Origin of the sequence: Collinsella aerofaciens (genome assembly GCF_964283865.1) — a bacterium.
In the GTDB taxonomy this organism is placed as follows: domain Bacteria; phylum Actinomycetota; class Coriobacteriia; order Coriobacteriales; family Coriobacteriaceae; genus Collinsella.
The window spans coordinates 70,776-97,672 of the sequence record NZ_CAXYLS010000003.1 but is presented as its reverse complement, the minus strand read 5'-3'; the positions used below and the strand labels follow the sequence as shown (position 1 = coordinate 97,672).

Below are 26,897 nucleotides of genomic sequence, written 5' to 3'. Positions count from 1 at the left end.
ATGCCACTAAAAGGTCGTAGACGGTAGCGGGTGCTAGGCGAGTTGAATGACATAGCTGAACCTTGTTCATCTGCGTTACACTGCCGCTTAGATGGGACAAGCTGACAAGCTCATTTACCTGCTTAAAGACCGATTAGTCGGGGGATTAATAACAATCGGCCCTCGCTGTACAAAAACTTGCCGCTTGCGTACCAAAAGACAACCTAAAACACAAGGTCGCTCTATACATAGCGCGGTTTGTATGGTCTTGCGGTTACAGTGTCCATACGGTCGAGTTGAGGAGCGGGCATGGTAAACGATTTGAGCAGTATAGACGACCTCGAGCTGATGCCGCTGGGCGGAGGCTATATGGTGCGACGCGAACGCTTGATGAATGAGCTTCTCGCCAAGGGCCGAAAGGCCGGCATCGTGGTTCTTTATGCGCCCGACGGGTTTGGGAAGACCTCGGTGCTGCTGCAGTACACCCATGAGGTTAAATGCGACCCGACGCGAGGTCCCGTGCGGATTATCGAGGCCGATCGCGCCACTGGGCGCGAGGTGTTTATGCAGCTCGAGGTGGTTACCGAAGAACTCAAAGACAAACCGCACTCCCTTATCGCGATTGATAATGTGCCAAACCTCGATCAGCACGATACCGAAGACCTCATCGACAGGATTCGCGGCCTGCGCGCCATGGGGGTAGGGGTCTTTATCTCCTGCCGTCCTTCAAATCGTCAGCTGATTCATGGGCTGGGCGATTCGGTTAAGATCAATGCGCAGATGCTCAAGGTGCATGCCTATGAGTATTCGGCGTGGGCATCGGCGTTTTCGATCAGCACATCGCTCGACTTTTATCAGCTCACGCAGGGCGTGCCCGAGCTCGTTTCGGCATTGCAGACGGGTCTGTATGGCCAAGGCGACGTAGCCGGTCTGCTCGAAAACGAGATTGTCAACGTATATGGCGCGGCACTTGTCGATCTGGCTTCGCTCGACAATAATGCACTGTTTTGCGTGGCATGTCTCATGATTTTGATGGGCGAGGGCAATATCGCAGAACTCGAGGCTTGCGGGGTGAGGCTGTCGATGGTCGACCAGTCCTACTTTGTACGCGACTACCCGATCTTTGGCTTGGATCCCGCCGAGCGGAGTTTTACGTGTCTGGGCACGGAGGATAACGGACGCTTGCGTTTGCGTAAGTTGGTGGCCGAGGTTCGCCCCGAACTTGTTCCGAGGGCGGCCCGGATTTTGCTTAAGGCGGGTAGATGCGATGCGGCGATGGGCCTGGCGGACGCCTTTTTGGACCGTGAAGCGGTCCTTGAACTTGCTGGGCAGTATGGGGTCGATCTGGCTCTGACGGGGCACGGGGCCGATATCTGCCGAGCAGCGCTGGGCACGATCGATGCCGACGATCCGGCTCCAGAGCCAACGCCTGCCGAGGCGCTTGGCGTATATCTGGCAGCGGTCAGCGTGTCCAATACAAAGCTCGCTCGCTATATGGCATCGGTTATCGAGCGCGGGGGCGAACGGGCGGCCTGCGAAATAGACCCTGTTTCATGGAGGGTGGCCCAGACACTGACGGCTGTTTGCTATGGGGACAACGGGCTTGGGCTTCCTGCGAACCTGGCCGTGCCAGAAATCGAGACATCCCATACCGCACTCGATATGCTGTCCGCGCATATCGAGGTCAAGCGCTGCCTGACCGAGCGGGGAGATGACGGCGGCGTTCTACAGCAGCTCAAAACGAGCAAGGCCTACGACTGCGAGCTCGACATCGCGGGGATTGTTATACGGGCCGATAGCATGCTGGTGGAGCTCTTTGACGGGTCGTTTGCGGGAACCGACGAGCGCGACGACGAGATGGCGGTGGTGCGGGAGGCGCTCGACGTACGTGGGCTTAAGGCGATGGCTATCTGGGTGCGCATGGTGTTGGCGGCACGGCGGCTCCTTTCCGGCCTGCCGGTAACCGACGACGCGGCGTTCAACGAGCTCGATCGTTTTGCCGTGCGCATGCGCGACAACCAGATTCAGCTGTTTGGCCTGTTGCTAGAAGGCTGGCAGTCGCTGGCAGAGGGACGGCCGGTTAATGCAAAGTTCCGTGCGGTCCAAGTACTCAAACTTGCCGAGGAGTCGATTGCGTACATGCGCGATAACGCATTGCTGTTGGAGCGCGCGGCGTATCTGCGTAACACCTCGATGGTTTCGGTGCGCGAGGAAGCGGAGCTACTCGATATAAGCCAGACGCAGGTTGGTGGAGCGGAGGCCTGGATGGTGGCGCTGCATTTGGCCTGTGCGGGCCGAGACAGCGATCTTGCGGCCTGGATGTCCATGAATCGTGCGGGGATTCTGGAGCCATCGTATCGGCTCTTTGCGCGCCTTGCCATGCATTGTCTGGGCGAGCCGGCGACCAGGATTCGCAAGAAGCTTCCCGTGCGCGAGCTGTCGCGGTACTCGCTGCGCGACGATTTGGAAGGGGAAGGCGAGCGCCTGTTCCAGGCCGGCGAGGTTGAAGCCGTTGATACCATTGACCATATCGAGATTCGCATGTTTGGTGCGTTTCGCGCCGAGCGCGACGGGTTTCCCATCACGGACAAAATGTGGCGCCGCAAGAAGGCGGCGACACTTGCCGAGCGGCTTGCGCTGGGCATGGATGCACTCGTCGATCGTGAGACGTTGGCCATGGAGCTGTGGCCCCATGCCGAGTTCAATAGCGCCCGCAACAACCTGTACTCGACGATATCGCGCTTGCGGTCGGCTTTGGGACCGACGCCGGATGGCAAGTCGTGCGTGCTCATCCAAAATGAATGCATCGGACTCAACGGCGACTACGTCAAGACCGATGTACGGCTGTTTGACCAGATAAGCCGCGAGGTTTTGGGAAATCGCACGGGTGCGCGCGGGCCCCATTTAGTTGAGCTGTGCCTTAAGATTGAGCAGCTTTATGCCGGACCGCTGTATGTTCCCAATGGCTGTAATCCCACCTACTTTTTGCGTATGCGACGCATTATGCAGTCAAAGTACATCGATTGCATGATTAAGGGAGCAAATGCCGCTCTAGAAGAAAACGATCTGCAGTCGGCGATTTGGCTGGCGGAGTCGGGTCTTCGACAGGAAACGGCGCGTGAGGATATGGTGCGCTGCGCCATGCGTGTCTACAGTGCGGCGGGGCGGAGGCGCGATATCGTCGAGCTATACAGTGGGCATATGCACCATCTGAGGGAGCAGGTCAATGGCGTGCCCGAGCCCGAGACGCGGCGTCTATACGAGCGCTTGGTGGAGGGGCGGCTCAATCGCGTGCTGGTCGAGCGATAAAAAACGGGCGCCCGAAGTACTTGGGCACCCGTATGCTTGCTATGTGTTGGTTCGCCGGATCATTGACTCTTAGACGAGCTTGATCTTCTCGATGTCCTTGCGCGAGGACTCGCGATACAGCGAGAACTTGCGGCCGATGACCTGGACGACCTCGGCGTGGCAACGCTCAGCGAGCTCTTCGGCGGCCTCGCGGGCGGAAAGACTGGAGCCATCGAGCACGGAGCACTTAACGAGCTCATGCTTCTCCAGGTAGGCGACCGTCTGCTCGACGGTGCCCTCGTTGACATCGGACTTACCGATGATGATGGCGGGGTTGAGGTGATGGGCCATGCTGCGAAGCTGCTTGACCTGGGCTCCTGTCAGTGCCATGGGTTCTCGCTTTCTATGTATGGGGCGCCCCGCGACGGGGCCTTAATCTACGTGAGCTGTCCCACGATAGCGCAGGAACGGCGCGGTGTGGAGCGCGTTTGCCCAGTTCAAAAAGAATGCGGATGCCGAGGTGATGGGCAGTGCGGGCTGTGAACGGGCTACGAGCGGGATTCAGAGACCGGTTCCCATGCAATAAACGCCCAGCGAACCTTACGGATATGGTCGAGCATATAGCGCCCCTGCGGCACGCCCTTGGAGCCCGGCTCGCCGGCATGGGGGTTTTCGATCATGTGCTGAGCGATATAGTCGCGCAGGCGGTCGATCTTATCCTCGTTGCCATGCTCGAGCATACGGGAAAAATCCGCCACGCCTGCCTCAAGGCTATCGAAGGTATCGCGACGAGGCGATTCAAAGTATGTAACCTGCGGCAACGCACCCATCTGAATGAGGATGTTGAAGGCGTACACAAAGCCATTGCTGCAGGTAACCGAGGCGCCGATAGCGTTCATCAAGTGCAGATCATAGCGCGGGCTGGAGTTAGCGACCATCGTGACAGTACAACGCCGACGAGCCGCACGGTCAAGCTTGGCAAGCGCACCTTTTAGGTCATTTGTGGTGACGGAACGACTGGCAAAGGCAACATCCACAGTCTTGGCAACCGGTCCAACCAAATCCCAGTCATCATCCCAAGCAAGCTCAAGCGGCGTAATGCGATCCTCGAGCCCATAGTACTCAATGCCAGCATCAAGCGTGCCCAACATAGCAGGGGAAAAGTCGGCTGCAATCACAGGATGCCCAGCCTGAGCAAGCGGAATAGCAATCGACCCAGCCCCACACCCCATATCAAGCACGGATTCACCAGGCTTTAACGCCAACAGCTTCATAAAGTCCCGGGCATACGGGGCAGTCTCAAGAGGTCGAAAATGTCGAGCCCGCTTATCCCATTCAAAAGAATCATCAGCCCGCCGCCGATCAGCTTGCAGACGCATCCATTCGCCATTCCAATCCGCAGAAAGCAGCTCAGATTGAATTACACCATCAGCCACGGGCCATCCCCCTCACAACAAAAAAGCGGCTCCTCCCAAAAGAAGAGCCGCAACAAGCATATATCAGAAAAAGAACTGTTCCAACGCCAAACCGCCGCACCAGCCAAGTGGTGCAGGAGCGAAGCAACTGCAACCGGGATAGAACCCAACTGAGGTCCCGTTGTGCGGGAGCCCCGGGGAGGGCAAATATATAAGGTCGATCGCGAGTTCCGCACGAGCCGGAGAGCACTTAATGTGCTCTCCGTGCGAGCCAGGACTGTCCGAGCAGGCGACCTTATATATTTGCCCTCCCCGGGGCTCCTCGCCAGTCCCCCTCAGCTAGTTCTTCAGCGAGTTCAGCGGCGCCGGGAAGCGTCCACCGCGATGGGCAAGCACAGTGCCGGCGTTGGGGTTCACCGGCATGATGGGCGCACGGCCAAACAGGCCGCCGTACTCGACGCAGTCGCCCACGCCCTTGCCGATGGCGGGAATCACGCGGACGGCCGTGGTCTTGTTGTTGATGACGCCGATGGCCATCTCGTCGGCGATGATGCCGGCGATGGTCTCGACCGGGGTGTCGCCGGGGATGGCGATCATGTCCAGGCCAACGGAGCACACGCAGGTCATGGCCTCGAGTTTCTCGAGCGAAAGCGCACCGGCTTCGACGGCGGCGATCATGCCGGCGTCCTCGGACACGGGGATGAAAGCGCCCGAAAGACCGCCCACGCTGGAACTGGCCATGACGCCGCCCTTCTTGACGGCATCGTTGAGCATGGCGAGCGCGCAGGTCGTGCCGGGGCCACCGCAGGTGCCCACGCCGATGATCTCGAGGATGCGAGCGACGGAGTCGCCGATGGCAGGCGTAGGTGCCAGCGAAAGGTCGACAATGCCCTTCTCGACACCCAGACGATGGGCGGCCTCGCGGCTCATGAGCTCACCGGCACGGGTGATCTTAAAGGCGGTCTGCTTAATCTTCTCGGCGACTTCCATCATCGATGCAGAATCGGGCAGCTTCTCCAGGGCTGCTGCCATAACGCCGGGGCCCGAGACGCCTACGTTGATGACGGCGTCGGCCTCGCCACCGCCGTGGACGGCGCCCGCCATAAACGGTGAGTCCTCGACCATATTGGCAAAGCAGACAAACTTGGAAGCGCCGACGGAGTCCTGGTCGGCCGTGAGCTTAGCGGCGTCGATGATGGTCTGGGCGGCCATAAGCACGGCGTCCATGTTGATACCGGCGCGCAGGCTGGCGACGTTGACGCTGGAGCAGACGCGGCTCGTGGTGGCGAGCGCCTGGGGGATGGACTGGATAACGCGGCGGTCGGCATCGCCGATGCCCTTCTGGACGAGCGCGGAGAAGCCGCCCAGGTAATCGATGCCGAGCGTCTCGGCCGCGCGGTCGAGGGCATGCGCGATGGGGGTGAGGTCCTCATCCTTGCAACACGCGGCGATCTGCGCCACCGGGGTGACGGAAACGCGCTTGTTGACGATGGGGATACCGTACTCGCGCTCGAGGTTCTCGGCGGTCTCGACCAGATGCTCAGCCGTGTGCGTCACGTGGTCGTAGATCTTCGTGCACATGCGGTCGAGGTTCTCGTCACCGCAACCCATGAGCGAAACACCCATAGTGATGGTCCTGATGTCGAGGTTCTGTTCCTCAACCATGCCGCGGGTTTCCGCGATTTCTGCGGGCGTGATCGCCATCCTTGCGCTCCTATCTGCCAAAACGAGCATAGTCTTTTCTATTCTAACGTGCCGCACGTGCCAAGTGGCGCATGCGACACGTTTTGGTGCTCGGTTGTTTCCGTTGTGTTACTGCCCAAAGACCTCTTCGGCGATGCGCGCGCTTTCGGCGGCATCCTTGGCGTAGTAGTCCGCGCCGATCTGCTTGGCGTATTCGGGGGTGAGCACGGCGCCGCCTACGATGATCTTGACGCCCGGCACCTCGGCATGGAGCAGCTTGATGGTCTCCTCCATGGCGACGACGGTGGTGGTCATAAGCGCCGAGAGGCCGACGAGCTTAATGTCACGCTCCCGCACGGTCTTGAGCACCTCTTGCGGGTCGACATCGCGGCCTAGGTCAAAGACGGTGTAGCCGTAGTTGTCGAGCAGCATCTTGACGATGTTCTTGCCGATATCGTGGATGTCGCCCTTGACGGTGGCCACGCAGATCTTGCCCTTGTCGGCGATCTCGCCGGCGGGCATCAGGCGCTTGATGGTGTCGAAGCCCACGCGTGCGGCTTCGGCCGAGGCCATGAGTTGCGGCAAGAAGAACTTGCCCTGGTCAAAGAGGACGCCCACCTCGTCGAGGGCGGGGATAAAGTGGTTGTTGATAAGGTCCATGGCGTCGTGGTCTGCCAGCAGACGCTCGGTCTCGGCAGCGATCTCGCCTTTGCGGCCCGAGACGACCATGCGACGAATCGGGTCGTCGTTGCCGTCGGTGCCGGCGGTGCCGGCAGCGGGCACGGTGTCGGTCGATGCGGCCTGAGCTGCTGCCGGGTTGGCGGCGATCTTATACGGATCGGTCCAGCCGGCATAGCGCTCGATGTATCCGGTCGAGCCCTCGTCCTCAACGCTCAGGACGCGATAGCTGTAGACGGTGTCCATAAAGCGCTTGGAGCCCGGGTTCATGATGGGGGCATCGAGGCCCGCGCCAAAGGCGGCGGCCAAAAAGACCGAGCCCAGCAGCGGGCGGGCAGGCAGACCAAAGCTGATGTTCGACACGCCGAGCGCGCATTTGACGCCCAGGCGCTCCTTGCACAGGGACATGGCGCGCAGGATCTGCTCGGCCTGGCGTTGATTGGTCGAGGCGGTCATGACCAGGCAGTCGATGAGGATACGGTCCGGGCCAATGCCGTAGCGGGCAGCCTCGGCCACGATGCGCTCGGCGATGGCAAAGCGGGCCTCGGCGGTATCGGGGATGCCGCCTTCGTCGAGCGTAAGGCCGACAACGTTGGTGCCGTAGTGGGCGACCAGCGGGAAGATCTCGTCCATGATCTGCTGCTTGCCGTTGACCGAGTTGATGATGGGCTTGCCGGCGTAGCGACGTACGGCGGCCTCGACGGCGGCGGGGTCGGTGGAGTCGATCTGCAGCGGCAGCAGCGTGGAGCCTTGGAGCTGCTCGGTGGCCTGTTGGATAATCTTGACCTCGTCGATCTCGGGCAGGCCCACGTTGACGTCCAGGATGTCGGCGCCCTGCTCCTGCTGGCTGATGCCCTGGCTCACGACGTAGTCCAGGTCGCCGTCGCGCAGGGCTTGCTGCAGGCGCTTTTTGCCGGTGGGATTGATGCGCTCGCCGATGACGGCGATCTTGTGACCGTCACAGGGAAGGTCCACGACCGTCTGGGCGCTCGTGACCGACATGCTGGGCTTGCGGTGGTGCGGGCTGGGCGTGTGGTTATCGATAAGCGTGCGCAAGGCGGCCATGTGCGCCGGCGTGGTGCCGCAGCAGCCGCCCACGACGCTCACGCCGTCCTCAATCATGCCGGCGACGGCCTCGGCGTATTCGGGTGCCTGGATGTCAAAGACGGTATTGCCGTCATCGTCCACGCGGGGCAGTCCCGCATTGGCCTGCACCATAACGGGCTTGTCGGTGACGGTGAGCATGCGAGCGGCGAGTCCTCGGAGCTCGGCCGGGCCCTGGCTGCAGTTGATGCCCAAAACGTCGGCGCCGATGGCGTCGAGGGTGATGGCGGCGACCTCGGGGCTCGTGCCCAAGAAGGTGCGGCCGTCTTCCTCAAAGGTCATGGTGGCAAAGACGGGCAGGTCGGAGTTCTCGCGGCAGGCGAGGACCGCCGCCTTGATCTCGGCAAGGTCAGTCATGGTCTCGATAATAAAGAGGTCCACGCCCGCATCGACGCCGGCACGCACTTCCTCGGCAAAGAGGTCGTAGGCCTCGTCGAAGCTCAGGGTACCCAGGGGGCGCAGCAGCGCGCCGATGGGGCCGATATCGCCGGCGACGTAGTGGGCACCGGCTGCGCGGGCGCAGGCGACAGCGGCGGCAAAGACATCTGCCACGGTGGCGGTACCGTCGAGCTTGTGGGCGTTGGCGCCAAAGGTGTTGGCGGTGATCACGTCGCAGCCGGCCTCGACGTACTGTCGCTGAATGTCGGTAATGACCTGGGGCTCCTCAAAGTTGAGCAGCTCGGGCAGGGCTCCGGCCTTCATGCCGGCCGCCTGCAGCATGGTGCCCATGCCGCCGTCGAACAGCAGGTGTCCCGTGCCCTCGATGGCGGCGCGCAGGCGATCGTCCTTAACGCGAAGGTCGTCGATCGTGCGCGTCTTGTATGCAGCCCCGTTGCGGCGCGCAGCATCAACAGGCGCCGCCAGCGCGGCACCGTCCAGATCATGAGTGATAAGTATGTTTGAGCTATTCGCCATGTGCGTCCATTTCGTCTAGAGCCCACTGAGGAATTTCTATTTGAAGGGATTTGTCGGGCTCGATATCTTCGATTCGCTTGTTGTAGTGGGCAAGAAGCCGTGCGACATTTAATCGAATTAGGTCTCGCTTGTAGAACGATAATTCTTCAATATTGATGCCGATAAACGATTCGAGCGCGATAACCTGTACGCGATTGCCGAGTCCCTCACTTTCGAACAGTCCGTAAGCGAAGGAAACTTTATCGTGGGGGACAACGACGATGGGCCGAATGCCATTTCGAATGTTATCTCGGCATCGATCGGTCAATTTGGCCATTGGCGATACAGTCACGTGAAATGCAGCATCATTGATTTGGAAATCGCCAGAACGGTCTGTTTGCTGGTCGGCAGCGTTTGAGTTGTCCTTTCCGATTTCTATGGTTGGAAATAACATCTCTAGTTTTGCGCCTACCAGGTGCTGTGCGACGGTACCCGTTGGCTTATCGGACCGTAGGCTTGCTTCGGCTAGGATATCATCGACAATGACAGAAATTGGTTTTTGAAGATCGATTTCGACTTTGATTCTCTGCCGGTTAAAGAAATCGACCTGGATTCGCTCGACGAAGAAATTGGCGATTGCATTCGCAGCTTCAAGACGAGCGTCTTCGCAAGTGTCACTGGGTAGGGCAGAGTTGATAATTGTGGCAAGCTCAAGCGCCATCGGGAGTGTGCCGCGTGAGGTTCTGCCGCCCTCTGATGCGAAGGCACGCGTTTCCCCATGTCTGGCTAAAACTGTTTTGATGCATGCTCCACTTAGGCCTCGTACTTGGCTCCCCTTGTCCGATTGCACATAATCGTCGGTGAGCGGAAAACGGTTTTGCAACAGCTCGCTTATGCCTATGCCAACCGCCATGACGCTACGGTTGACATTGCCTCGCTTGCTGCGTTTGGATTCGTACCAGAGTTCAATGGCATCCAAGATATCTTTATCGGGCTCGTTCAAGGAGCAATTGGTCATTTCCATTATTGTTCACTCCGTTCCTTGAAGACATAAGCGCGGGTTTGACTGCATTTTTTATAAGCCAAGTGACAACTGGCACGGCAACTGCATCGCCGAATGCGTAGCGAATCTGAGCATCCGAGAAGCCGCTAAACTGACATGAGTCAGCACCTTGGAGACGGGCATATTCGGTTCCAGTCATCCAGCGAACTTTTATCTTTCCGTTTTCGCATATAACGACTGCCTGTCTTGATGAGCCGCCGCGAGCCGTTCTTAGACATCCGGCAATTTCTTCTTCACGGATTTCCCAGCGCACAACGCCTGATCGCGTGCGACGGTAAGCAGTGCGAACAGTTTTTTCTTTGGCATTTAAGAAGCGCTGAAGGCGCTCTGCTTGATGCGGTGCAAGCGAGTCGATAAATGCTTGTACTTGGTTTTTGTTCCACCAACGCTTGTCGCCCTCGGGAATATCTTCAACAACCGTTGCAAGGCCCGTCATGCGAAGTGGGCTCGGCTCGTTTAGGTGAGAGACGTGCGTAATGAGTGAAGGGTCGGAGTGAATCCAGGAGACCTTTTCAGGTCGAAGCGAGGAATCGAGTCGGCTGTTGGGAAGAGGGTCTTTTAATCCGACGACAAACATGCGGGGGCGTGACTGGGGAAGCCAGTGCCGTGCATCGATAAAATAAGCGTCGCATGAATAGCCTAAACGATTAAATTCCTGGCAAACGAGTCTAAAGTCATCACTGTTATTAGACGTGGCAAGGCCGATGACGTTTTCGAGAACAAGTGCCCGCGGGGCACGATCGCTCATTCCTTCGATGGCCTTAATAAAGCCAAAGAACGCACTGGACTCTTTGCCAGAGATAAGTCCCTCCCTGTTTCCCGCGAGAGATAAGTTTGTGCAAGGGCTTGACGCCCATGCGATGTCGGCTTGGGGTATTAGGTCGGGGTCGAGTGTGTGGACATCCTGCTCGACTAGATGCTCATCGCCCCAGCACTGGCTGTACATGGCGCATTTAGTACGGTCTATGTCATTTGCCCAGATTGTTTTGATTCCGGCTTTTGCCATGCCGGCACGAGCCAAGCCAATGCCTGAAAAAAACTCAAGCGCGGTTAGTTGTGGCGAGAACTGCAGAATGTTGTGCATGTACTGGCTTTCAGATAGTTGTTATTTGGCATCTTATGGTACTTGTTTGTGAGGACATCCGCTTACTTACGGATGAGATTCCCTCGATACCGTGCCATCAATTGACATTTTATTCAGAATGCGAATAGCAGGTGGTGTGGGCGGCGCGGAAGCGGCAGTGCTCACGCATGCGGCAGATATTGCAGGTGGGGCGGCTCTGGGCGTCGTGGACCCCGCCGTCAAACAGACCGATCACCGCGGTCACGCTCTTGGTGGGCATGAGCAGGCTGGTGGGGGTGACGGTAAGTCCAATGAGGCGCGTGGCGTTGAGTGCATCCACGATTGAGCGCTGGGCCGAGAGCGGGCAGTCGCCATAGCCGGGACTAAAGCGCCAGTTACCGGCGAGCCCGTGTGCAGCGGCCGCAGCCTTGACCTGCTGGTCCATCTGCTCGATGGCGGCTTCTACATAGGCAGAGCATGCGGCGTCGAGCACGGCGCCTTCCAGAGGCTGCTGGGCTCCCGTGGTACGCAGACGACGCTCGGCGTCCATGCCGAGGGTGCAGGCCATGAGCGCCGCCAGGCGGGCGTCCTTAAGGTGGCGATAGATATCACGACCCCGCAGCTCAACATTGGTGCCAACCAAGCGGATGCAGGGCTCGCCCTGCTCGTCGACGCCCGTGGCATCGACGGCAAACACGCGTCGCACGCCGCGGGGCTCGATATCCAGCTCCAGACGCTCAACGACAAGCTCAATTCGACGTGACAGCTCGGGCTCAATCTGCTGGCCGCCGTAGCCCAGATACCGCAGCATCTCGGCACGGTCGACACGAGGGTGGTGGGCAGCGTCGATACGGTAAAGCGCCGGCGACGCAAGGTCGGCCGGCACTTCTGCAACGGTTGTATCGACGTGCGGTTTTTCCATTACCCCAGGCGCTCCATAATGGTCGCGGCGATTGCAGGACGGTTCATAGTGTACAGGTGCAGACCGTCGGCACCGTGCTCCTTAAGGTCGCAAAGCTGACGAGCAGCATAATCTACACCGGCAGCCTGCAGGCTCTCGGGGTCGTTCTCGTACTTGGCGAGGATCTTGATGACGGGGGAGGGCAGCGACGCACCGCACATAAAGACCATGCGGCTGATCTGCGACTTGCCCATAAACGGCATGATGCCCGCGGTAATGGGCACGGTGATGCCGGCCCTGTCGGCAAGCTCGCGGAAGCGATAGAAGCACTCGTTATCAAAGAAGAGCTGTGTCACAAAGAAGCTTGCGCCGGCATCTTGCTTTTGCTTGAGGTGCTCGACCGAGAGGTTGAGATCCTCGCAGGCAATGTGGCCCTCGGGGTAGGCTGCGGCGCCCACGCAAAAGCCGGCGTTGACGAGCTCGGGGATGAGGTCACGGGCGTAGGCGTAGTCGGAGGCGGGCTTGTCGTCCTCAGTCGCGCCAGCGGGCAGGTCGCCGCGCAGGGCCAGCACGTTTTCCACGCTGGCCGAGCGATACTCGTCAATCTTGGCGGCGATATCGGCATGTGTGCGGCCAACGCAGGTGAGGTGCGCTACCGAGGGCGTATCGAATTCGCTCGTAATCATATGTGCAATGGGGGCGGTGGTGGCACCGTTACCCGAGCCGCCAGCGGAACAAGTGACCGAGACAAAGCTCGGTGAAAGCTTGCACAGGTTGCCTGCCACCTCGCGAGCCGTATCGAGGGTAAGCTCACCCTTGGGCGGGAACATCTCAAACGAAATGGGCGTGGTGCCTTGGGATGCTGCCTGCTTAAAAACCTCGTCGACGCGCATATCGTGCTCCTTTAGATATTTAGTGCGATGTGTTGTAAGGATTCTACAGCACCGCTGTGCCACGGTGGAGTTTTACTCGCGATTTAGGGATACCAATCAAAGATGCCTTGCTATCGGCATTGCCTATAGCAGAGCGGTCAATGTAGGAAAGGGCTATATTGAATGGTATCTGATGCGAAATGCCAGTTAATAAAGCCCCATCCCAAATTGACTACCCTTAAACTATGGGGAGAGGTCTGCAATTTATACAGTTGATTGGCCATTAAGGGCGGCAGCGCCGCTGTGATGCGGTAACCTCATTGATTGGTTTCGCGACAGCAACATAACGGTAATGTCGCGGAAACACGGCGAGTCTAAGCTATGACTCGTTCGTTAGTAATCAACACCGCATCTCACGCGGTGCCGATACGAAGGGAGTTCCGTATGGCCGATCTTACTGACCGCTTCGGGACCATGGTGTTCTCTGAGGAAGTCATGAAGGACTACCTCCCCAAGGACATTTGGAAGCGCCTTGCTGCAACCCTCGAGGACGGTGAGCCGCTCGACCTGGATGTGGCCAACGCCGTTGCCCACGCCATGAAGGTCTGGGCCATCTCCAAGGGCGCGACGCACTACGCGCACTGGTTCCAGCCGCTTTCGGGTATTACTTCCGAGAAGCACGACAGCTTCCTCGAGCCCAACCACGACGGCACCGCCATTACCAAGTTTACGGGCAAGAACCTCATCCAGGGCGAGCCGGACGCCTCCAGCTTCCCCAACGGCGGTCTGCGTGCCACCTTCGAGGCCCGTGGCTACACCGCTTGGGATCCCACCAGCCCCGCCTTTATCAAGGACGACGTCCTGTGCATCCCCACGGCTTTCTGCTCCTACACGGGCGAGGCCCTGGACAAGAAGACCCCGCTGCTGCGCTCCATGACTGCGCTCTCGCGTGAGTCTAAGCGTGTTCTGGCGCTGTTCGGCAAGACCCCCAAGAAGGTCGTTCCTTCCGTTGGCGACGAGCAGGAGTACTTCTTGATCAAGAAGGACGCCTACCGCAAGCGCAAGGACCTGGTCATCACCGGCCGCACGCTCTTTGGCGCCGCTCCCTGCAAGGGCCAGGAGCTCGAGGAGCACTACTTTGGCGCAATCCGCCCCACCGTCTCGTCCTATATGAAGGACCTGGACAACGAGCTGTGGGCGCTCGGCATTCCCGCCAAGACCAAGCACAACGAGGTTGCCCCCTGCCAGCATGAGCTCGCCCCTGTCTATGGCGAGGTCAACGAGGCCATCGACCAGAACCTGGTTATGATGGAGAAGATGAAGCTCATCGCCTCCCGCCACGATCTGGTCTGCCTGCTGCACGAGAAGCCGTTCGAGGGCATCAACGGTTCGGGCAAGCACAACAACTGGTCGCTCGGCACCGAGTCCGAGAATCTGCTCGATCCGGGCGACACCCCGCTCGACAACCTGCAGTTCATCGTCTTCCTCACTGCGGTGATCGAGGCCGTCGATAACTATCAGGAGCTCCTGCGCGCCTCCGTCGCCTCGGCCGGCAACGACCATCGTCTGGGCGCCAACGAGGCTCCTCCGGCGATTATGTCCATCTTCCTGGGCGACCAGCTTACCGAGGTCGTCGAGAAGATCATCGATGGCAAGGCTTCCGTCCATGCCACGCGCGGCGTGCTCGACCTGGGCGCCGATACCCTGCCCAAGCTGATGCAGGACAACACCGACCGCAACCGTACCTCCCCGTTCGCCTTCACCGGCAACAAGTTCGAGTTCCGTGCCTGCGGCTCCGAGCAGAACGTCTCCGACTCCAACCTGGTGCTCGATGCTGCCGTGGCCAAGTCGCTCAAGTCTTTCGCCGACGCACTCGAGGGTACGCCCGAGGATAAGTTCCAGGACGCCGCGCTCGAGTACTGCAAGAAGGTGCTGACCGATCACCAGCGCATCCTGTTCTCCGGCGACGGTTACTCCGACGAGTGGCCCATCGAGGCCGAGAAGCGCGGCCTTGCCAACAACAAGACCACGGCCGACGCTCTTCCCGCCTTTGTTTCCGATAAGGCCATTGCGCTCTTTGAGGAGACGGGCGTCCTGACCAAGGCCGAGGCCCAGTGCCGCTATGACTGCAAGCTCGAGAAGTACAACAAGCTCATGAACATCGAGGCTACCACGATGGTTCGCGAGGCGCGTCGTACCTATCGCCCGGTCATTACCGCCTATGCCACCAAGGTCGCTAAGGGCCTTGAGACTATTCGTGCCGCCGGTGCTGAGGCCGCCATGCAGTGCGAGCAGAACACGCTCAACAAGCTCTGCAATGGTATCACCGCCATCAACGACTCCATTAAGGCGCTCGACGCCGTGCATCAGAAGGCCGAGGCTCTCGATGGCCAGGAGCAGGCCAACGTGTATGCACACGAGGTCGTTCCCGCTATGGATACGCTGCGCGCCGCCGTGGATGCCATGGAGGAGATCGTGGCCGCCGACTACTGGCCGGTTCCGACCTACGACGACATCCTGTTCTACGTGTAGAGCGTAACTGACATATCGTCACGGTATTGAGCCGGGGTCCGCATCGCGCGGGGCCCGGCTATTTGTTTGCGAAGGACGCTTTGGATCCCGCTTTGCAACTGATTCGCCCACGCAATAAGGGGTCGTGGGCAAAAAACGTCAAATATGAGTACTGTCACAAGCCCTGTAGCATTATCTTTTTGCAAAATATGCAGTGTTACGCAACATATATCCAAGTACTTAGCTGATAAATGCCTGCAATTCCTCCGCCGTAGGACGCCTTGTGTCCAAATCGCCTTCTGATGGCATGAAATCGCTGTTACTAAATTGGTAACAGTACTCATATTTGCTATTTTTTGTCCACGGGCCCTTGGATGACAGTGTGATTTTATGCCTTCGGGGTTCGAATCCCGGCGTATGGGTAGCAAAAAGCCCGTCACCGAATTGGTAACGGGCTTCTCAGATTCTGTGGTGCCCCCAGCGGGATTCGAACCCGCGATATCCACCTTGAAAGGGTGGCGTCCTTGGCCGCTAGACGATGGGGACAGCGGGAAAGAGTATAGCAGACTTTTTTGCCGGCGCGTATATCGTTGGCAAACTGGAAAACCACCACAAAGGTACCTGTCCCCTTTGTGGTGGTGGGGTGCTAGGGGAGGAGCTTCATGGTGGCGTCGTGGGCGGCGCGCTCGTAGGTGTCGTCGAGGGGCTTGAGCGGCAGCAGGGCTGTGGCCTGCGCATCGCCGCGGCGCTCGAGGGCGTGCGCGATCAGCCAGTCGGCGAGTTCGGGGTTTTTGGGCAGCGCCGGCCCGTGCAGGTACGTGCCGATCACGCCCTTGTAGATCAGACCCTCAAAGCCGTCGTCGCCGTTGTTGCCGGTGCCAGTGACGACGGACGTTCCGAGCGGCGTGGCATCGGCGTCCAAAAGCGTGCGGCCGCCGTGGTTCTCGAATCCGACAAAGGGCTCGGGTGCCAGGTCGGTCTTGACGGCGACGTTGCCGATCAGGCGGTCGGAGCCGCGCACAGTCTCGGCGGCAATGACGCCCAGACCCTCAATGCGATCGTCGCCCATGTAGTACGAACGGCCGAGCAGCTGATAGCCGCCACAGATAGCAAGCAGTGTGCCGCCGTCCTCAACATAGGCCGCGACCTTGTCTTTTTGAGCGAGCAGTTCGTGTGCCACGGCCAGCTGGTCGCGATCGGAGCCGCCGCCCATCATGACGATATCGGCATCGGTGAGATTGAGCGACTCGCCCATGCGGACCTCGTCCACGCGCACGGGAATGCCGCGCCAGGCGCAGCGGCGCTCGAGGGCGATGACATTGCCGCCGTCGGCGTAGAGGTTGAGGGCATCGGGGTACAGATAGACGATACGCAGGGGGCGCGAAAGCTCGACCGGCGCAATATCGGTGGGGACAGCGCTGCCATCGGCGCGCGTTACGGCGTGGGAGGCTACCGAGTTCGTATCGGTGCCTTTGAGTCCGTCGAGTTCCTTGACCAGCGGCGGAAAGGCCGTGTAGTTGGCGACGGCATAGAAAGTGTCGCCGGCGGCCTCGTCTGCCACGGCACCAATCGCCTGCTCGACATTCGAGATAATCGTGGCATCGATGCCGGCGTACTTGAGGCGCACCTGCATGTCGTGCGCGCGCGTGCCGCCGGCAAAGGCGACAAGACCCGGCGTGTCGGCGATGCGCTCGAAGTCGACGTCGTAGATCCACGATACATCGTGGCCGTCAGCATCGTTGTCATTGAGGAAGAAAGCGCAGAGTCTGCCGCCTGCCGTCTTGATGGACTGGATTTGTCGATCGAAGCCTACGGGATTCTTTGCCAGGTTTGCCTCGACGGTGCGGCCGGCAATATCCCAGCGGCCCATGCGTCCGCCGGCGGGGACGTAGGCATCGAGCGTGGGCTGCAGATGTGCCGCGTCCACGCCCAGCTCGCGCGCCGCAAAGAAGGCGGCGGCAACGTTATAGACCATGTACAGGCCGTTGTAGCGTGTGGCGATGTGTGCAGCAGCAGCGTCGGGCGCAGGTCCAAAGACCAGGTCAAAGCCGTAGCCGTCGCAGCCGAGCTCCACGCCCGTCACGCGACGGACCAGCGCGGGACGCTCCCATCCGCACGAAGGACAATGATAGGCTCCGAGCTGGCCGTACTGCACGTAGTCATACTCCAGCGGCGCGTTGCACTGCGAGCAAAAACGCGAGTCGCTAATGCGATCGGACTCGGTGCCCGTGGCGCCGTCGATGCCAAAGGCGATGCCCGTGTTGGGGACGCGTGCGGCGATCGAGGCGCACAGCGGATCGTCGGCGTTGTAGATGAGCGTTGTCGTCGGAGAGAGCTCCAACGCATGGGCGATGACGTCTTGGGTATGGTCAATCTCGCCGTAGCGGTCTAGCTGGTCGCGGAACAGGTTGAGCAGCACAAAGTACGTCGGTTTGAGCTTGGGCAGAACGCGTACGGTGTAGAGCTCGTCGCACTCAAAAACGCCCACGCGCTTGCCGCTGCTGGTGTGCTTAAGGCCGCCGCGGGCCTCGAGCAGAGCACCCACCACACCAGGCTCCATATTGTTGCCGGCACGGTTGCACACCACGGTAGCGCCGCTGGCAGCAACGGCGTCAGCGATGAGGTTGGAGGTGGTGGTCTTGCCATTAGTACCGGTAATCACTACGCTGCGGTCGACAAGGCCGGCGAGGTCGCTCAGCAACTCGGGGTCGATCTTCATGGCGATGCGGCCGGGAAGCACGCCACCCTGGCGTTTGAGGACAGAGCGCAGTCCCCAGCGGGCGATATCGCTCGAGGTGCAGGCGAGAGATGAGCGGAGGTTCATGAAGCCGTTCCTAACATAGATGACATGGTCGGGGCGATCGCGTCGCTAAAAGCCGTAGCGGCGCGCAAATTCCTGGGCAAGCTGCGATACATCTTCGCAGGCGTTGGCCCAGGGGGCAAAGTCTGGGGTGTCCGAGATAATGCCGTCGGCTTCCCAAACCGCCTGGTGCGAGAGGTCCCAGGGGTCGCGCGGCTCGGGTCGGCAGGGAAGATACGGCGTCTGGTACATGGGATTCAGCAAGAAGAACGCGCCACCCTCGCAACGGTTAGCGAACTCACGCAGCGCGCGCGTCGCCGGGCGCATCTTGTTTGTTTTGAACAGCAAGATCGTGCGGGCGAGCAGGTACCAAGGAGAGTTTTCGAGTGCGTCTGCCCCCACCTGTTCCTCGAGCTGGTGGGCCAGGGCAAAAAAGCCGTCCTGGTCTTCCAGGCGAGCGAGGGCGAGCAACACGGTGCCGGCAGCTCGGGTGGGATAGCCTTCTGCCTTAAGGACGCGGCGGGCGTAGTTGGCAGCAGCGCGGTAGCGGGCGCTCGCCATGCACAGCTGCGAGATGGCCTCGAGTGTGTGAAGCCATCCGATAAGAGCCGGCTCGCTCACGGTAAGGTCTGCTGCGGTGACACCGTCGGCCAAAACATTATTGGCCCAGTAGTGTGGGGCCTCCATATCGAACCCGGGCACGCTTTGCTGAAGGTAATCGGCCGTGGTCGCCTCGAGCTTCATCAGGTCGCCCAGGCAGGCGTCAACGGGCGTGTCGGCCAGGATGATGGCGAGCAGCTGCGCGTCGACGGCCAGTGCATCGACGCGGACAATCTTGAGCAGCTCATCGCGCATGTCGTCGAACAGACGATTGCGCGTCTGCTCGAACTCCTCGTCGCTGCCCATGTCCTCGATGCGATGGAGCTCGTCGAGCAGGTGGCGATGAACGCCGGCATAGGACAGCAGTGCCTGGGCATGCTCGGCCTGCGCATACTTTTGAGGATTCGCGCTAATGTCGTTATGGACAAGCTCGCGTGCTGCATCGGTGAGCTCGGGGTGCGACGCCAGATAGGTGCGCTCCAGGTAGGCGGGGATGTAGACGCTCGGATCCATTAGAGGTCCCCTCCCTTAAATGGAAGCCCCTGCTCGGCCGCGCGCAGGATGCGCTCGTCGATCTGGGAACGCACGATGTCGTTGGTGGCGATCCAGGCGGCAAAGCTGGCGTTGTCGGGGGCGCCCAGGCCCTCCTGCAGTACCGGCGTCGCCTCGGACAGCGCAAGGACAAGCTCGTCGGTGGAGCCTGCACCCACGTTGACGCGGGCATAGACGCCATCGGGAAACTCGGTTTGGAAGTAGAGCGCCTCGGCTGCGTGCGGACACGAGCGCGCAAGGATGCGCAAGTAGTGCTCGGCGCCCTCGTAGTCCAGCTCGCGCCAAGCAGCGCTCATCAGCGCGATGAGCGTCCATGGGTCCAAGTCACGCTCCGCATCTTTGGGGCGGCGGCGCAGCGGGGTATTCGCGAGGTACGGCACGGAGTGAGCGGAGCGAAAGCGCTTGAGCTCCTCGGCGGGGTATTCGAGTTTTGCCATGGCGAGCATCGCGGTGTGGCGGACACCAGCGGGGTCGTTGGGCGCAAAGTCCAAGCTGCGATTTGCGGCTTCGAGCGACATGCGATAGCGGCCGCTAATGAGGGCGCGCGATGCCAAGGCGGCAAGCCAGCGCAGATAGGGGCGGCGCGTGAGGTCGCCAGCGGCCTCGCGCTCGTAGGGGTCCTGAGCCGAGGCGATCTTGAGCGCCAGGTCATGCTCGACTTCATCGCACTTGGACACCAGGTACTGTACGTATTCCTCGTTGGATTCGGCGGTGAGCGCCGTCAGCATGCGCTGGGCATCCCAGTTGGCCGGATCGAGCGCGGCTGCCTCGCGGAGCATGTTCTCGGCTGCGGCTTCTTCTTGCTCTGCCTGGGCGTCGTCGGGGATAAAGGGGATGCGGTAGTCGACAGCCTCGACCACCTTGGCAATGAGGTGCCCGGCGCGGTCGCGGTCGTGCACGATGAGCGGTGCAGGGTTGCGGGTGAATTGTTCCATCAGACGCTCTACGGCGGCACCGTCGGTGAGCGGGATATTGTCGCGGCGCAAGGCCTCAAGAACGAGGCGATGGCAATCCTCTTGAATGGGATCGAATGCCATTGGGCCTCCTTTGCTGCGGTTAGGGTTCAAATATCTCTATATAAGGTTCTAGTTTACCCGCATGTGGCACACCGGGGGTGCCGCACTTGGACTTGCACCTTTGCACCACGAAGACGGATGTCGCACAAATGTCGGCACCTTGGACGACCGAGTGGTATCACGGTGCCGCAAACGGTCGATTTTTGGCGGCGAACGGTGCATATTTTGGAGGGGCACCGTCCCGCCCGGGATATGTAGCCAACCTTGATAAAACGTTTGCCCAGCTTGGGAGTATGAATGCCGCACAAGAGTCTTCAGGGATAGAAAAAACGTTTCATCATTGGCGGCTTTAGGTGAATAACTGACCAACCAGAACGGTAAAATAGTGTTTGTCTGAGCGTTGAGACGTTTAGACATCGCGCATTGTCATCGCCGGCAACGCGCAAACCGGTCCTAACGGAGCCAATTGGGTGCTCCGTTATATACGCAAGTCTAAGAGGGGCTTGTTTAGGAGGCACAGTATGGGACGTTTTACCAATCCTCGCGATCTGTACTTTGGTGAGGGCGCTCGCCACGAGGTGAAGAACCTCAAGGGCAAGAAGGCCATCATCGTTTCTGGCGGCAGCTCTATGCGCCGTGGCGGGTTCCTGCAGGACGTTGAGGCCGACCTCAAAGAGGGCGGTTTCGAGGTCAAGCTGTTCGAGGGCGTCGAGTCCGACCCGTCCATCGAGACGGTCATGAAGGGCGCCGAGGCCATGCGCGAGTTCGAGCCCGACTGGATTATCGCCATCGGCGGCGGCTCTCCCATCGATGCCGCTAAGGCCATGTGGGTCTTCTACGAGTATCCCGAGGAGTCCTTCGATAACATCATCCAGCCGTTCAGCTTCCCCGAGCTGCGTCAGAAGGCTCATTTCTGCGCCATCTCCTCTACCTCCGGTACCGCTACCGAGGTCACCGCGTTCTCCGTCATTACCGACTACGCCAAGGGCATCAAGTACCCGCTTGCCGACTTCAACATCACCCCTGATGTCGCCATCGTCGACCCCGAGCTCACCTACACCATGCCCGCCAAGCTGTGCGCTCACACCGGCATGGATGCTCTGACCCACTGCATGGAGGCCTACGTTTCTACCTTCGCCTCTATGTTCACCGACGCCAACGCCCTGCACGGCATCCGCGAGATCGTCGAGTGGCTGCCCAAGTCCTATGCTGGCGACCATGAGGCCCGTCAGCACATGCACGAGGCTCAGTGCATCGCCGGTATCGCCTTCTCCTCGGGCCTGCTCGGCATCGTTCACTCCATGGCTCACAAGACCGGTGCAGCCTTTGAGAACGGCCACATCATCCACGGTGCCGCTAACGCCATGTACCTGGGCAAGGTCATCCAGTGGAACTCCAAGGATCCCCGTGCTGCCGAGCGTTACGCTTACGTGGCCAAGGAGATCCTGCACCTTCCCGGCGAGACCAACGAGGAGCTTATCGCTGCGCTCGTCCAGAAGATTCGCGACCTCAACGACCAGCTCAACATTCCGCAGTCCATCAAGGATTACGCGAATGGCGGCGTGAAGGTCGACGCCGAGAACCCGCAGATGGTCTCCGAGGAGGAGTTCCTCGCGAAGCTCCCCGAGATCGCCGCGAACGCCGAGCAGGACGCCTGCACGCCCGAGAACCCGCGTGAGACCAAGGCTGCCGACTTCGAGAAGATCCTCAAGGCCTGCTACTACGACACCGACATCGATTTCTAATCGACTCTTGTTATCGTAACGAGGGGCTCCGCACGTATCTGTACGGAGCCCCTTTCTTTTTTAGAGAATGGGATAGTTATGGCTGCAATTTTCAATAGCCCCAGCAAGTACATCCAGGGCCCGGACGAGCTGGCCAAGCTCGGCTCCTATGTCGAGCTGCTCGGCGCTAAGGCCCTCGTCATCGTGACGCCTTCGGGCAAGAAGCGCGTCGGCGCCAAGATCGAGGGCGGTTTTGCCGAGGCTAAGGCCGAACTGCTGTTTGAGGACTTTAACGGCGAGTGCTCCAAGGGCGAGGTCGATCGCCTGGTTGCGCTCGCTCGCGACAACGGTTGCGACATCATCGTCGGCGTCGGTGGCGGCAAGATCCTCGACACCGCGAAGGCCGTCGCCTATTACCTGGAGTCCCCGGTTATCATTTGCCCCACCATTGCTTCGACTGATGCCCCGTGTTCGGCGCTTTCGGTGCTCTATACCGATGACGGCCAGTTCGACAAGTACCTCTTCCTTAAGGCAAACCCCAACATTGTCCTGATGGATACGACGGTTATCGCGGCGAGCCCGGTGCGCCTGACGGTTTCCGGAATGGGCGATGCGCTCGCAACCTACTTTGAGGCCCAGGCGACGCACGATGCCGACGGCGGCACTTGCGCTGGCGGCAAGGGCGGAATGGCCGGCCTGGCGCTCGCCAAGCTCTGCTACGAGACGCTTATGGCCGATGGCGTCAAGGCCAAGGTCGCGCTGGAGAAGGGCGCGCTTACGCCTGCCGTTGAGCACATCATTGAGGCCAACACGCTGCTTTCGGGCATTGGCTTTGAGAGCTCAGGCCTTGCTGCTGCTCATGCCATCCACAACGGTTTGACGATGCTGCCCGAGTGCCATGGCATGTATCACGGCGAGAAGGTCGCCTTCGGCACCATCGTCCAGCTGGTACTCGAGGATGCCCCGACCGAGAAGCTCGAGGAAGTCTTGGGCTTCTGCATTGAGCTGGGCCTGCCGGTCACGATGAAGGAACTTGGCGTTGCCGAGGTTACGCGCGAGAAGGCCATGATTGTTGCCGAGGCCGCGTGCGCGCCCGAGGACACCATGTGCAACATGCCGTTTGAGGTGACGCCCGAGATGGTCGCAAACGCCATCCTGGGTGCCGACGCGCTGGGTCATTATTACCTCATGGATGAGTAAAACAAATCTAAGGAGGGGCAAAGCCGACAGACGGCTTTGCCCCTTTTTGCTATGGTGCAAAGCAACCTGTCCCCAATGCACAAGTTGGTGCAGGGGGCAGGTTAGTTTGCACCAATCGTTGTTTGATGAAGGGCGGATTCTCGTATGACGCTTCCCATGGTTTATGGCGGCCCCGGCCGGTATGTTCAGGGGCCGGGCGAGCTTTCGCGTCAGGGTAGGTATTTGTCATGGTTGGGCTGCGCTGCCTATGTCTTGTTTGACCAGGGCACCGAGGATCGACTGTGCAGACAGATTGTCGATGGATTTCTGGACAAAGATCTAAGCGAGCCGTTCTTTAAGATTTACAACGGTCCGTGTACGGAAGAGGCCGTTGTCGAAATGGCTAAGGAAGCCCAGGCTGAGTATTGCGACATGGTGGTGGGTATTGGCGGCGGCAAAATGCTCGATATCGCCAAGGCAGTAGCGTTTTATGCCGAGCTGCCGTTGTGTGTATGCCCCACGGCGGCTTCGATGGACGGTCCGTGCAGTGCGATTTCGGTGCTGTATCACGAGGATGGGTCGTTCGACCGCTATCTGATGCTCGAGAAGAATCCAGACCTAGTCGTGGTCGATACCAACGTGGTCGCGGCGGCCCCGCTGCGTATGACGGTCGCTGGTATGGGCGATGCGCTGGCAACGTACTTCGAGGCGCGTTCGTGCGCCGCGGCGCACGGCGCCAACGAGCATGGTGGAACGCCGGGGCACTTGGCCCTGGTCGCGGCTCGTGCCTGCTATGACACACTCATGGAGTGCGGCGTCGCTGCCAAGCGCGATCTCAAAAAGGGTCGTGTATCGCCGGCGGTTGAGCGCCTGATCGAGTGCAATATTCTGCTCTCGGGCGTCGGCTTTGAGAGCGGTGGCCTAGCGCTTGCCCATGCCATCGCCAACGGCCTGACGATTCTGCCCGAGTGCAAGGCCATGCATGGTGAGGCCGTGGCATTTGGTCTGGTGGTGCAGCTGCGCCTGGAGCGTGCGCCCGAGCTTGATCAGGTGCTCGAGTTTTGCCAGCGCGTTGGTCTGCCGACGACGCTCGAGGAGCTGGGTCTTGGCGAGATTTCCGATGCCGATCTGCAGGGTGTTGCAAATGCGGTCTTTAGAAACGAGCGTAACATGGCCAACGAGCAGGCCAAGGTGACCAAACAAAAGCTCCTGCAGCTCATGTGCGAGGCATAGTTTGGCGCTTGATTGACCTTGTGCAATCGAGACGGCGATAGGCCATGGTCTATTTGCCTCAAAGGTGCTCCGCGTGTAATTTGCCCGAGGCGTGGGCCGATGGCGTATCATAATCTCTTGCTTGTTTGCACTGCTCAGGGAGGGGCCGCGCATGGCGCAGGAACACGATCTGTTTGATGACATTATCGAGATCAGCAAGGGTTTCGACTTTCTTAAAAACCCGCTTGGCGGTGTGACCGATGCACTCGATCCGTCGGCGCCGCAGTGGAATCCTGCCGACTACAAGGAGCGTCCGCGCGGCAACACCATTCCGTGCCTGACCTGCAAAAACGAAAAGAGCGGCTGCACCGCGTGCATGGACGTGTGCCCGGTTAACGCTATCGAGGTCGAGGAAGACGCCATCGAGATCCTCGACTCCTGTCGCAAGTGCGGCCTGTGCGCCGCTGCCTGTCCGACCGAGGCAATCATCTCGCCGCGCCTGGCGCCCAAAAACGTCTACGACGACATTGTCTCGGCGGCTACGAGCCACGAGACCGCCTACGTCACCTGCACGCGCGCCCTTAAGCGCATGCCGCGCGAGAACGAGGTTGTTGTTGCCTGTGTGGGCGATATTACGGCCGAGACCTGGTTTTCGGTACTGGCCGACTATCCCAACGTGAACGTGTACCTGCCGTTGGGCGTGTGCGATAAATGCCGCAACACCGGTGGCGAGGACATCCTGGGCGAGGCCATTGCTACCGCCGAGGAGTGGGCAGGCACGGGTATGGGCTTGGAGGTCGACCCCAAGAGCCTCAAATGCCATAAGCGCCGCGAGTACGAGCGCAAGGAGTACATGGAAAAGATCGCCCGCACCACGGGCCTGACGGTGACCAAGCTCAACCCGGCAACGGCGGCGCTGGCCTCGGTGACGCAGAAGCTCAAAGCCCATCGCCACCAGATTACCCAGTTGGAGCGTACGCTCAACACCATGTGCGGCACCACGACGACCAAGCGTCGCCGTACGCTCACGCACGGGCGGCAGCTGGTGCTCTCGACGCTGCAAAACCATCCCGAGCTTGCCCAGAACATGCAGGTGAGCACGCCGGAGTGCGATTTTGACAAGTGCACGTCGTGTGGCGAGTGCGTCAACGTTTGTCCCACGTTTGCCTGCGATCTGGTGGGAAGCGGCCGCTTTGCACTGGAATCCACGTATTGCTTGGGCTGTGGTGCCTGCGTCAAGGTGTGCCCCGAGCATGCGCTCAAGTTGGTTGAGCACGACGCGTCCAATCTGGTCGTCGTCGATCCCGAAGCCGAGGAAAAGGCCGCCCAGAAGGCGAAGGCTCACGAAGAAGCTGAGAAGGTCAAGGCCGAAGCAAAGGCCAAGCTCGACAAGATGCTCGATCAGGTGGAGAAGCTCGCGGACTAGCTAAAAGAGCGTAAATGATGGCCGGTGGGACAGGTACTGCCCCACCGGCCAAAAAAGTTGCGGTGGAATAGTTCCTGTTTTGCCCTTAAGCTGGCCATTCTAGGAGCTATTCCACCGCAACTAATAGATGGTTAGTTCATGCTGCTTTGGTGGCCGGTTCGACCGGTACCGTTGCGCGTCACGGTTTCATGGAGCAAAAAGAACCCGGGGACCTGTTTGGTCTCGGTGTATTCCATAAGGATGCCGTCGGCGTTGTAGGTCTGCCCGCGTATAACGGCGAGTGCGTTAAAGTCGTCGAGATCGAGCACGCGCGTATCCTCGGGCGTGGGATGCTCGATCGTTACATCGCGTTTGCCCGTGGCAATCTTAATGCCAAGATCTTCTTCGAGGTAACGATAGATCGAGTCGTTGACAATCTCGGGTGTCAGCCCCGGTACTTGTGAACTTAGGTAATAGGAGTCGTCGGAGCACACGGCTTGTCCGTCTGCATAACGGATGCGTTTGGCGCGCGTAAGCTCGCAGCCTTCGGGAAACCCGGTAATCCTGGAGAGTGCCTTGCTACAGACGAGGAGCTCAAAGACGGTGGTGACAGTCTTGAGCTCAAAGCCTCGGCTGGTCGCGATTTCCTTAAAGGTCTCGAGTCCGCCGCCGCCACGACTCTTCTCGTCACTGATGTTGCGAATGACGCGCATGCCTTTGCCTTGCTGGGGGAGCACGTAACCATCTGCCGCAAGCATCGAGATGGCGCGACGGACCGTCATGCGCGAACAGTCAAACAGCTGCGTGAGCTCAGTCTCCGAAGGCAGATAACTCTGATAGGCGTATGTGCCGTCGTCAATCGACTGCTTCACGTTGTCATAAATAGTTTGGAAGATGGCTCGCGCCATGACGGTCTCCTAGAGTTGGGTGCGTGAACGGCGGATGAGGGCCGTCCGCG

General features: G+C 59.9%; 18 protein-coding genes and 1 tRNA gene. 6 read left to right on the top strand and 13 right to left on the bottom strand.

The window, feature by feature from the left end; genetic code table 11:
• Positions 1–288: 288 nt before the first annotated feature.
• The gene (locus tag ACRX4W_RS03110; protein ID WP_432299117.1) at positions 289–3,288 is read left to right on the top strand and encodes an AfsR/SARP family transcriptional regulator; all 3,000 of its coding nucleotides are present in this window, start codon (positions 289–291) and stop codon (positions 3,286–3,288) included.
• Between the two features lie 69 nt (positions 3,289–3,357).
• Here ACRX4W_RS03110 and ACRX4W_RS03105 read toward each other — a convergent pair whose 3' ends face one another.
• The 8 genes from ACRX4W_RS03105 to ACRX4W_RS03070 all read right to left on the bottom strand — a co-directional run bounded on the left by ACRX4W_RS03105 (position 3,358) and on the right by ACRX4W_RS03070 (position 12,961).
• Positions 3,358–3,657 (bottom strand): YhbY family RNA-binding protein, encoded by a 300-nt coding sequence (locus tag ACRX4W_RS03105; RefSeq protein WP_006234690.1) that lies wholly within the window; start codon positions 3,655–3,657, stop codon positions 3,358–3,360.
• Between the two features lie 158 nt (positions 3,658–3,815).
• Positions 3,816–4,703: a class I SAM-dependent methyltransferase gene (locus ACRX4W_RS03100; RefSeq protein ID WP_432299115.1), complete on the bottom strand. Its 888-nt coding sequence runs from the start codon at positions 4,701–4,703 to the stop codon at positions 3,816–3,818.
• 318 nt (positions 4,704–5,021) lie between these two features.
• Entirely contained in the window at positions 5,022–6,386 is a 1,365-nt protein-coding gene (locus tag ACRX4W_RS03095; RefSeq protein WP_117817135.1) for a PFL family protein, read from the bottom strand.
• A gap of 108 nt (positions 6,387–6,494) precedes the next feature.
• A complete protein-coding gene (locus ACRX4W_RS03090) occupies positions 6,495–9,062 on the bottom strand; it encodes a homocysteine S-methyltransferase family protein (RefSeq protein ID WP_432299113.1) in 2,568 nt (855 codons plus the stop codon).
• On the bottom strand, positions 9,052–10,065 hold the full coding sequence (locus ACRX4W_RS03085; protein ID WP_432299112.1) for a DUF4928 family protein: 1,014 nt from the start codon (positions 10,063–10,065) through the stop codon (positions 9,052–9,054). The genes ACRX4W_RS03090 and ACRX4W_RS03085 overlap by 11 nt, the downstream gene beginning before the upstream one ends.
• Positions 10,028–11,188, bottom strand: a complete 1,161-nt coding sequence (locus ACRX4W_RS03080) for a DNA cytosine methyltransferase (RefSeq protein ID WP_432299110.1) — start codon at positions 11,186–11,188, stop codon at positions 10,028–10,030. Before ACRX4W_RS03080 ends, ACRX4W_RS03085 begins: the two co-directional genes overlap by 38 nt.
• Positions 11,189–11,297: 109 nt before the next feature.
• Positions 11,298–12,089, bottom strand: a complete 792-nt coding sequence (locus tag ACRX4W_RS03075; protein ID WP_432299108.1) for a hypothetical protein — start codon at positions 12,087–12,089, stop codon at positions 11,298–11,300.
• A complete protein-coding gene (locus ACRX4W_RS03070; RefSeq protein WP_432299106.1) occupies positions 12,089–12,961 on the bottom strand; it encodes a methylenetetrahydrofolate reductase in 873 nt (290 codons plus the stop codon). Before ACRX4W_RS03070 ends, ACRX4W_RS03075 begins: the two co-directional genes overlap by 1 nt.
• A gap of 423 nt (positions 12,962–13,384) precedes the next feature.
• Here ACRX4W_RS03070 and ACRX4W_RS03065 point away from each other — a divergent pair, with 423 nt between their 5' ends.
• Positions 13,385–15,472: a glutamine synthetase III family protein gene (locus tag ACRX4W_RS03065; RefSeq protein WP_117716780.1), complete on the top strand. Its 2,088-nt coding sequence runs from the start codon at positions 13,385–13,387 to the stop codon at positions 15,470–15,472.
• A 448-nt stretch (positions 15,473–15,920) separates the two neighbouring features.
• On the opposite strand, the gene ACRX4W_RS03060 is transcribed toward ACRX4W_RS03065, so the two are convergent.
• The 4 genes from ACRX4W_RS03060 to ACRX4W_RS03045 all read right to left on the bottom strand — a co-directional run bounded on the left by ACRX4W_RS03060 (position 15,921) and on the right by ACRX4W_RS03045 (position 20,440).
• Positions 15,921–15,997: transfer RNA gene (locus tag ACRX4W_RS03060), tRNA-Glu, on the bottom strand.
• 100 nt (positions 15,998–16,097) lie between these two features.
• Entirely contained in the window at positions 16,098–18,275 is a 2,178-nt protein-coding gene (locus ACRX4W_RS03055) for a MurT ligase domain-containing protein (RefSeq protein ID WP_432299104.1), read from the bottom strand.
• 45 nt (positions 18,276–18,320) lie between these two features.
• Complete coding sequence (locus tag ACRX4W_RS03050; protein ID WP_432299102.1) at positions 18,321–19,364, bottom strand: hypothetical protein; 1,044 nt, start codon at positions 19,362–19,364, stop codon at positions 18,321–18,323.
• On the bottom strand, positions 19,364–20,440 hold the full coding sequence (locus tag ACRX4W_RS03045; protein WP_117645898.1) for a tetratricopeptide repeat protein: 1,077 nt from the start codon (positions 20,438–20,440) through the stop codon (positions 19,364–19,366). The genes ACRX4W_RS03050 and ACRX4W_RS03045 overlap by 1 nt, the downstream gene beginning before the upstream one ends.
• A 500-nt stretch (positions 20,441–20,940) precedes the next feature.
• Between ACRX4W_RS03045 and ACRX4W_RS03040 the strand changes: the two genes are divergently transcribed.
• From ACRX4W_RS03040 to ACRX4W_RS03025, 4 genes are all read left to right on the top strand, one after another.
• Positions 20,941–22,164 (top strand): iron-containing alcohol dehydrogenase, encoded by a 1,224-nt coding sequence (locus ACRX4W_RS03040; RefSeq protein WP_055251037.1) that lies wholly within the window; start codon positions 20,941–20,943, stop codon positions 22,162–22,164.
• 78 nt (positions 22,165–22,242) lie between these two features.
• A complete protein-coding gene (locus ACRX4W_RS03035) occupies positions 22,243–23,343 on the top strand; it encodes a glycerol dehydrogenase (protein WP_432299100.1) in 1,101 nt (366 codons plus the stop codon).
• A gap of 144 nt (positions 23,344–23,487) precedes the next feature.
• Positions 23,488–24,555 (top strand): glycerol dehydrogenase, encoded by a 1,068-nt coding sequence (locus ACRX4W_RS03030; protein WP_432299098.1) that lies wholly within the window; start codon positions 23,488–23,490, stop codon positions 24,553–24,555.
• Between the two features lie 151 nt (positions 24,556–24,706).
• Positions 24,707–25,960, top strand: coding sequence for a 4Fe-4S binding protein (locus ACRX4W_RS03025; protein ID WP_432299096.1), 1,254 nt, complete (start codon positions 24,707–24,709; stop codon positions 25,958–25,960).
• A 131-nt stretch (positions 25,961–26,091) separates the two neighbouring features.
• Here the strand turns inward: ACRX4W_RS03025 and ACRX4W_RS03020 are convergent, their stop codons facing one another.
• Complete coding sequence (locus tag ACRX4W_RS03020; RefSeq protein WP_432299094.1) at positions 26,092–26,847, bottom strand: GntR family transcriptional regulator; 756 nt, start codon at positions 26,845–26,847, stop codon at positions 26,092–26,094.
• Between the last annotated feature and the right edge of the window lie 50 nt (positions 26,848–26,897).

What these genes read in the sequence shown, in the direction of transcription:
- ACRX4W_RS03105 (WP_006234690.1), bottom strand. Translation starts at nt 3,657, where the DNA reads ATGGCACTGACAGGAGCCCAGGTCAAGCAGCTTCGCAGCATGGCCCAT.
- ACRX4W_RS03090 (WP_432299113.1), bottom strand. Translation starts at nt 9,062, where the DNA reads ATGGCGAATAGCTCAAACATACTTATCACTCATGATCTGGACGGTGCC.
- ACRX4W_RS03050 (WP_432299102.1), bottom strand. Translation starts at nt 19,364, where the DNA reads ATGGATCCGAGCGTCTACATCCCCGCCTACCTGGAGCGCACCTATCTG.
- ACRX4W_RS03110 (WP_432299117.1), top strand. Translation starts at nt 289, where the DNA reads ATGGTAAACGATTTGAGCAGTATAGACGACCTCGAGCTGATGCCGCTG.
- ACRX4W_RS03055 (WP_432299104.1), bottom strand. Translation starts at nt 18,275, where the DNA reads ATGAACCTCCGCTCATCTCTCGCCTGCACCTCGAGCGATATCGCCCGC.
- ACRX4W_RS03020 (WP_432299094.1), bottom strand. Translation starts at nt 26,847, where the DNA reads ATGGCGCGAGCCATCTTCCAAACTATTTATGACAACGTGAAGCAGTCG.
- ACRX4W_RS03075 (WP_432299108.1), bottom strand. Translation starts at nt 12,089, where the DNA reads ATGGAAAAACCGCACGTCGATACAACCGTTGCAGAAGTGCCGGCCGAC.
- ACRX4W_RS03025 (WP_432299096.1), top strand. Translation starts at nt 24,707, where the DNA reads ATGGCGCAGGAACACGATCTGTTTGATGACATTATCGAGATCAGCAAG.
- ACRX4W_RS03030 (WP_432299098.1), top strand. Translation starts at nt 23,488, where the DNA reads ATGACGCTTCCCATGGTTTATGGCGGCCCCGGCCGGTATGTTCAGGGG.
- ACRX4W_RS03080 (WP_432299110.1), bottom strand. Translation starts at nt 11,188, where the DNA reads ATGCACAACATTCTGCAGTTCTCGCCACAACTAACCGCGCTTGAGTTT.
- ACRX4W_RS03040 (WP_055251037.1), top strand. Translation starts at nt 20,941, where the DNA reads ATGGGACGTTTTACCAATCCTCGCGATCTGTACTTTGGTGAGGGCGCT.
- ACRX4W_RS03065 (WP_117716780.1), top strand. Translation starts at nt 13,385, where the DNA reads ATGGCCGATCTTACTGACCGCTTCGGGACCATGGTGTTCTCTGAGGAA.
- ACRX4W_RS03035 (WP_432299100.1), top strand. Translation starts at nt 22,243, where the DNA reads ATGGCTGCAATTTTCAATAGCCCCAGCAAGTACATCCAGGGCCCGGAC.
- ACRX4W_RS03085 (WP_432299112.1), bottom strand. Translation starts at nt 10,065, where the DNA reads ATGGAAATGACCAATTGCTCCTTGAACGAGCCCGATAAAGATATCTTG.
- ACRX4W_RS03045 (WP_117645898.1), bottom strand. Translation starts at nt 20,440, where the DNA reads ATGGCATTCGATCCCATTCAAGAGGATTGCCATCGCCTCGTTCTTGAG.
- ACRX4W_RS03095 (WP_117817135.1), bottom strand. Translation starts at nt 6,386, where the DNA reads ATGGCGATCACGCCCGCAGAAATCGCGGAAACCCGCGGCATGGTTGAG.
- ACRX4W_RS03070 (WP_432299106.1), bottom strand. Translation starts at nt 12,961, where the DNA reads ATGCGCGTCGACGAGGTTTTTAAGCAGGCAGCATCCCAAGGCACCACG.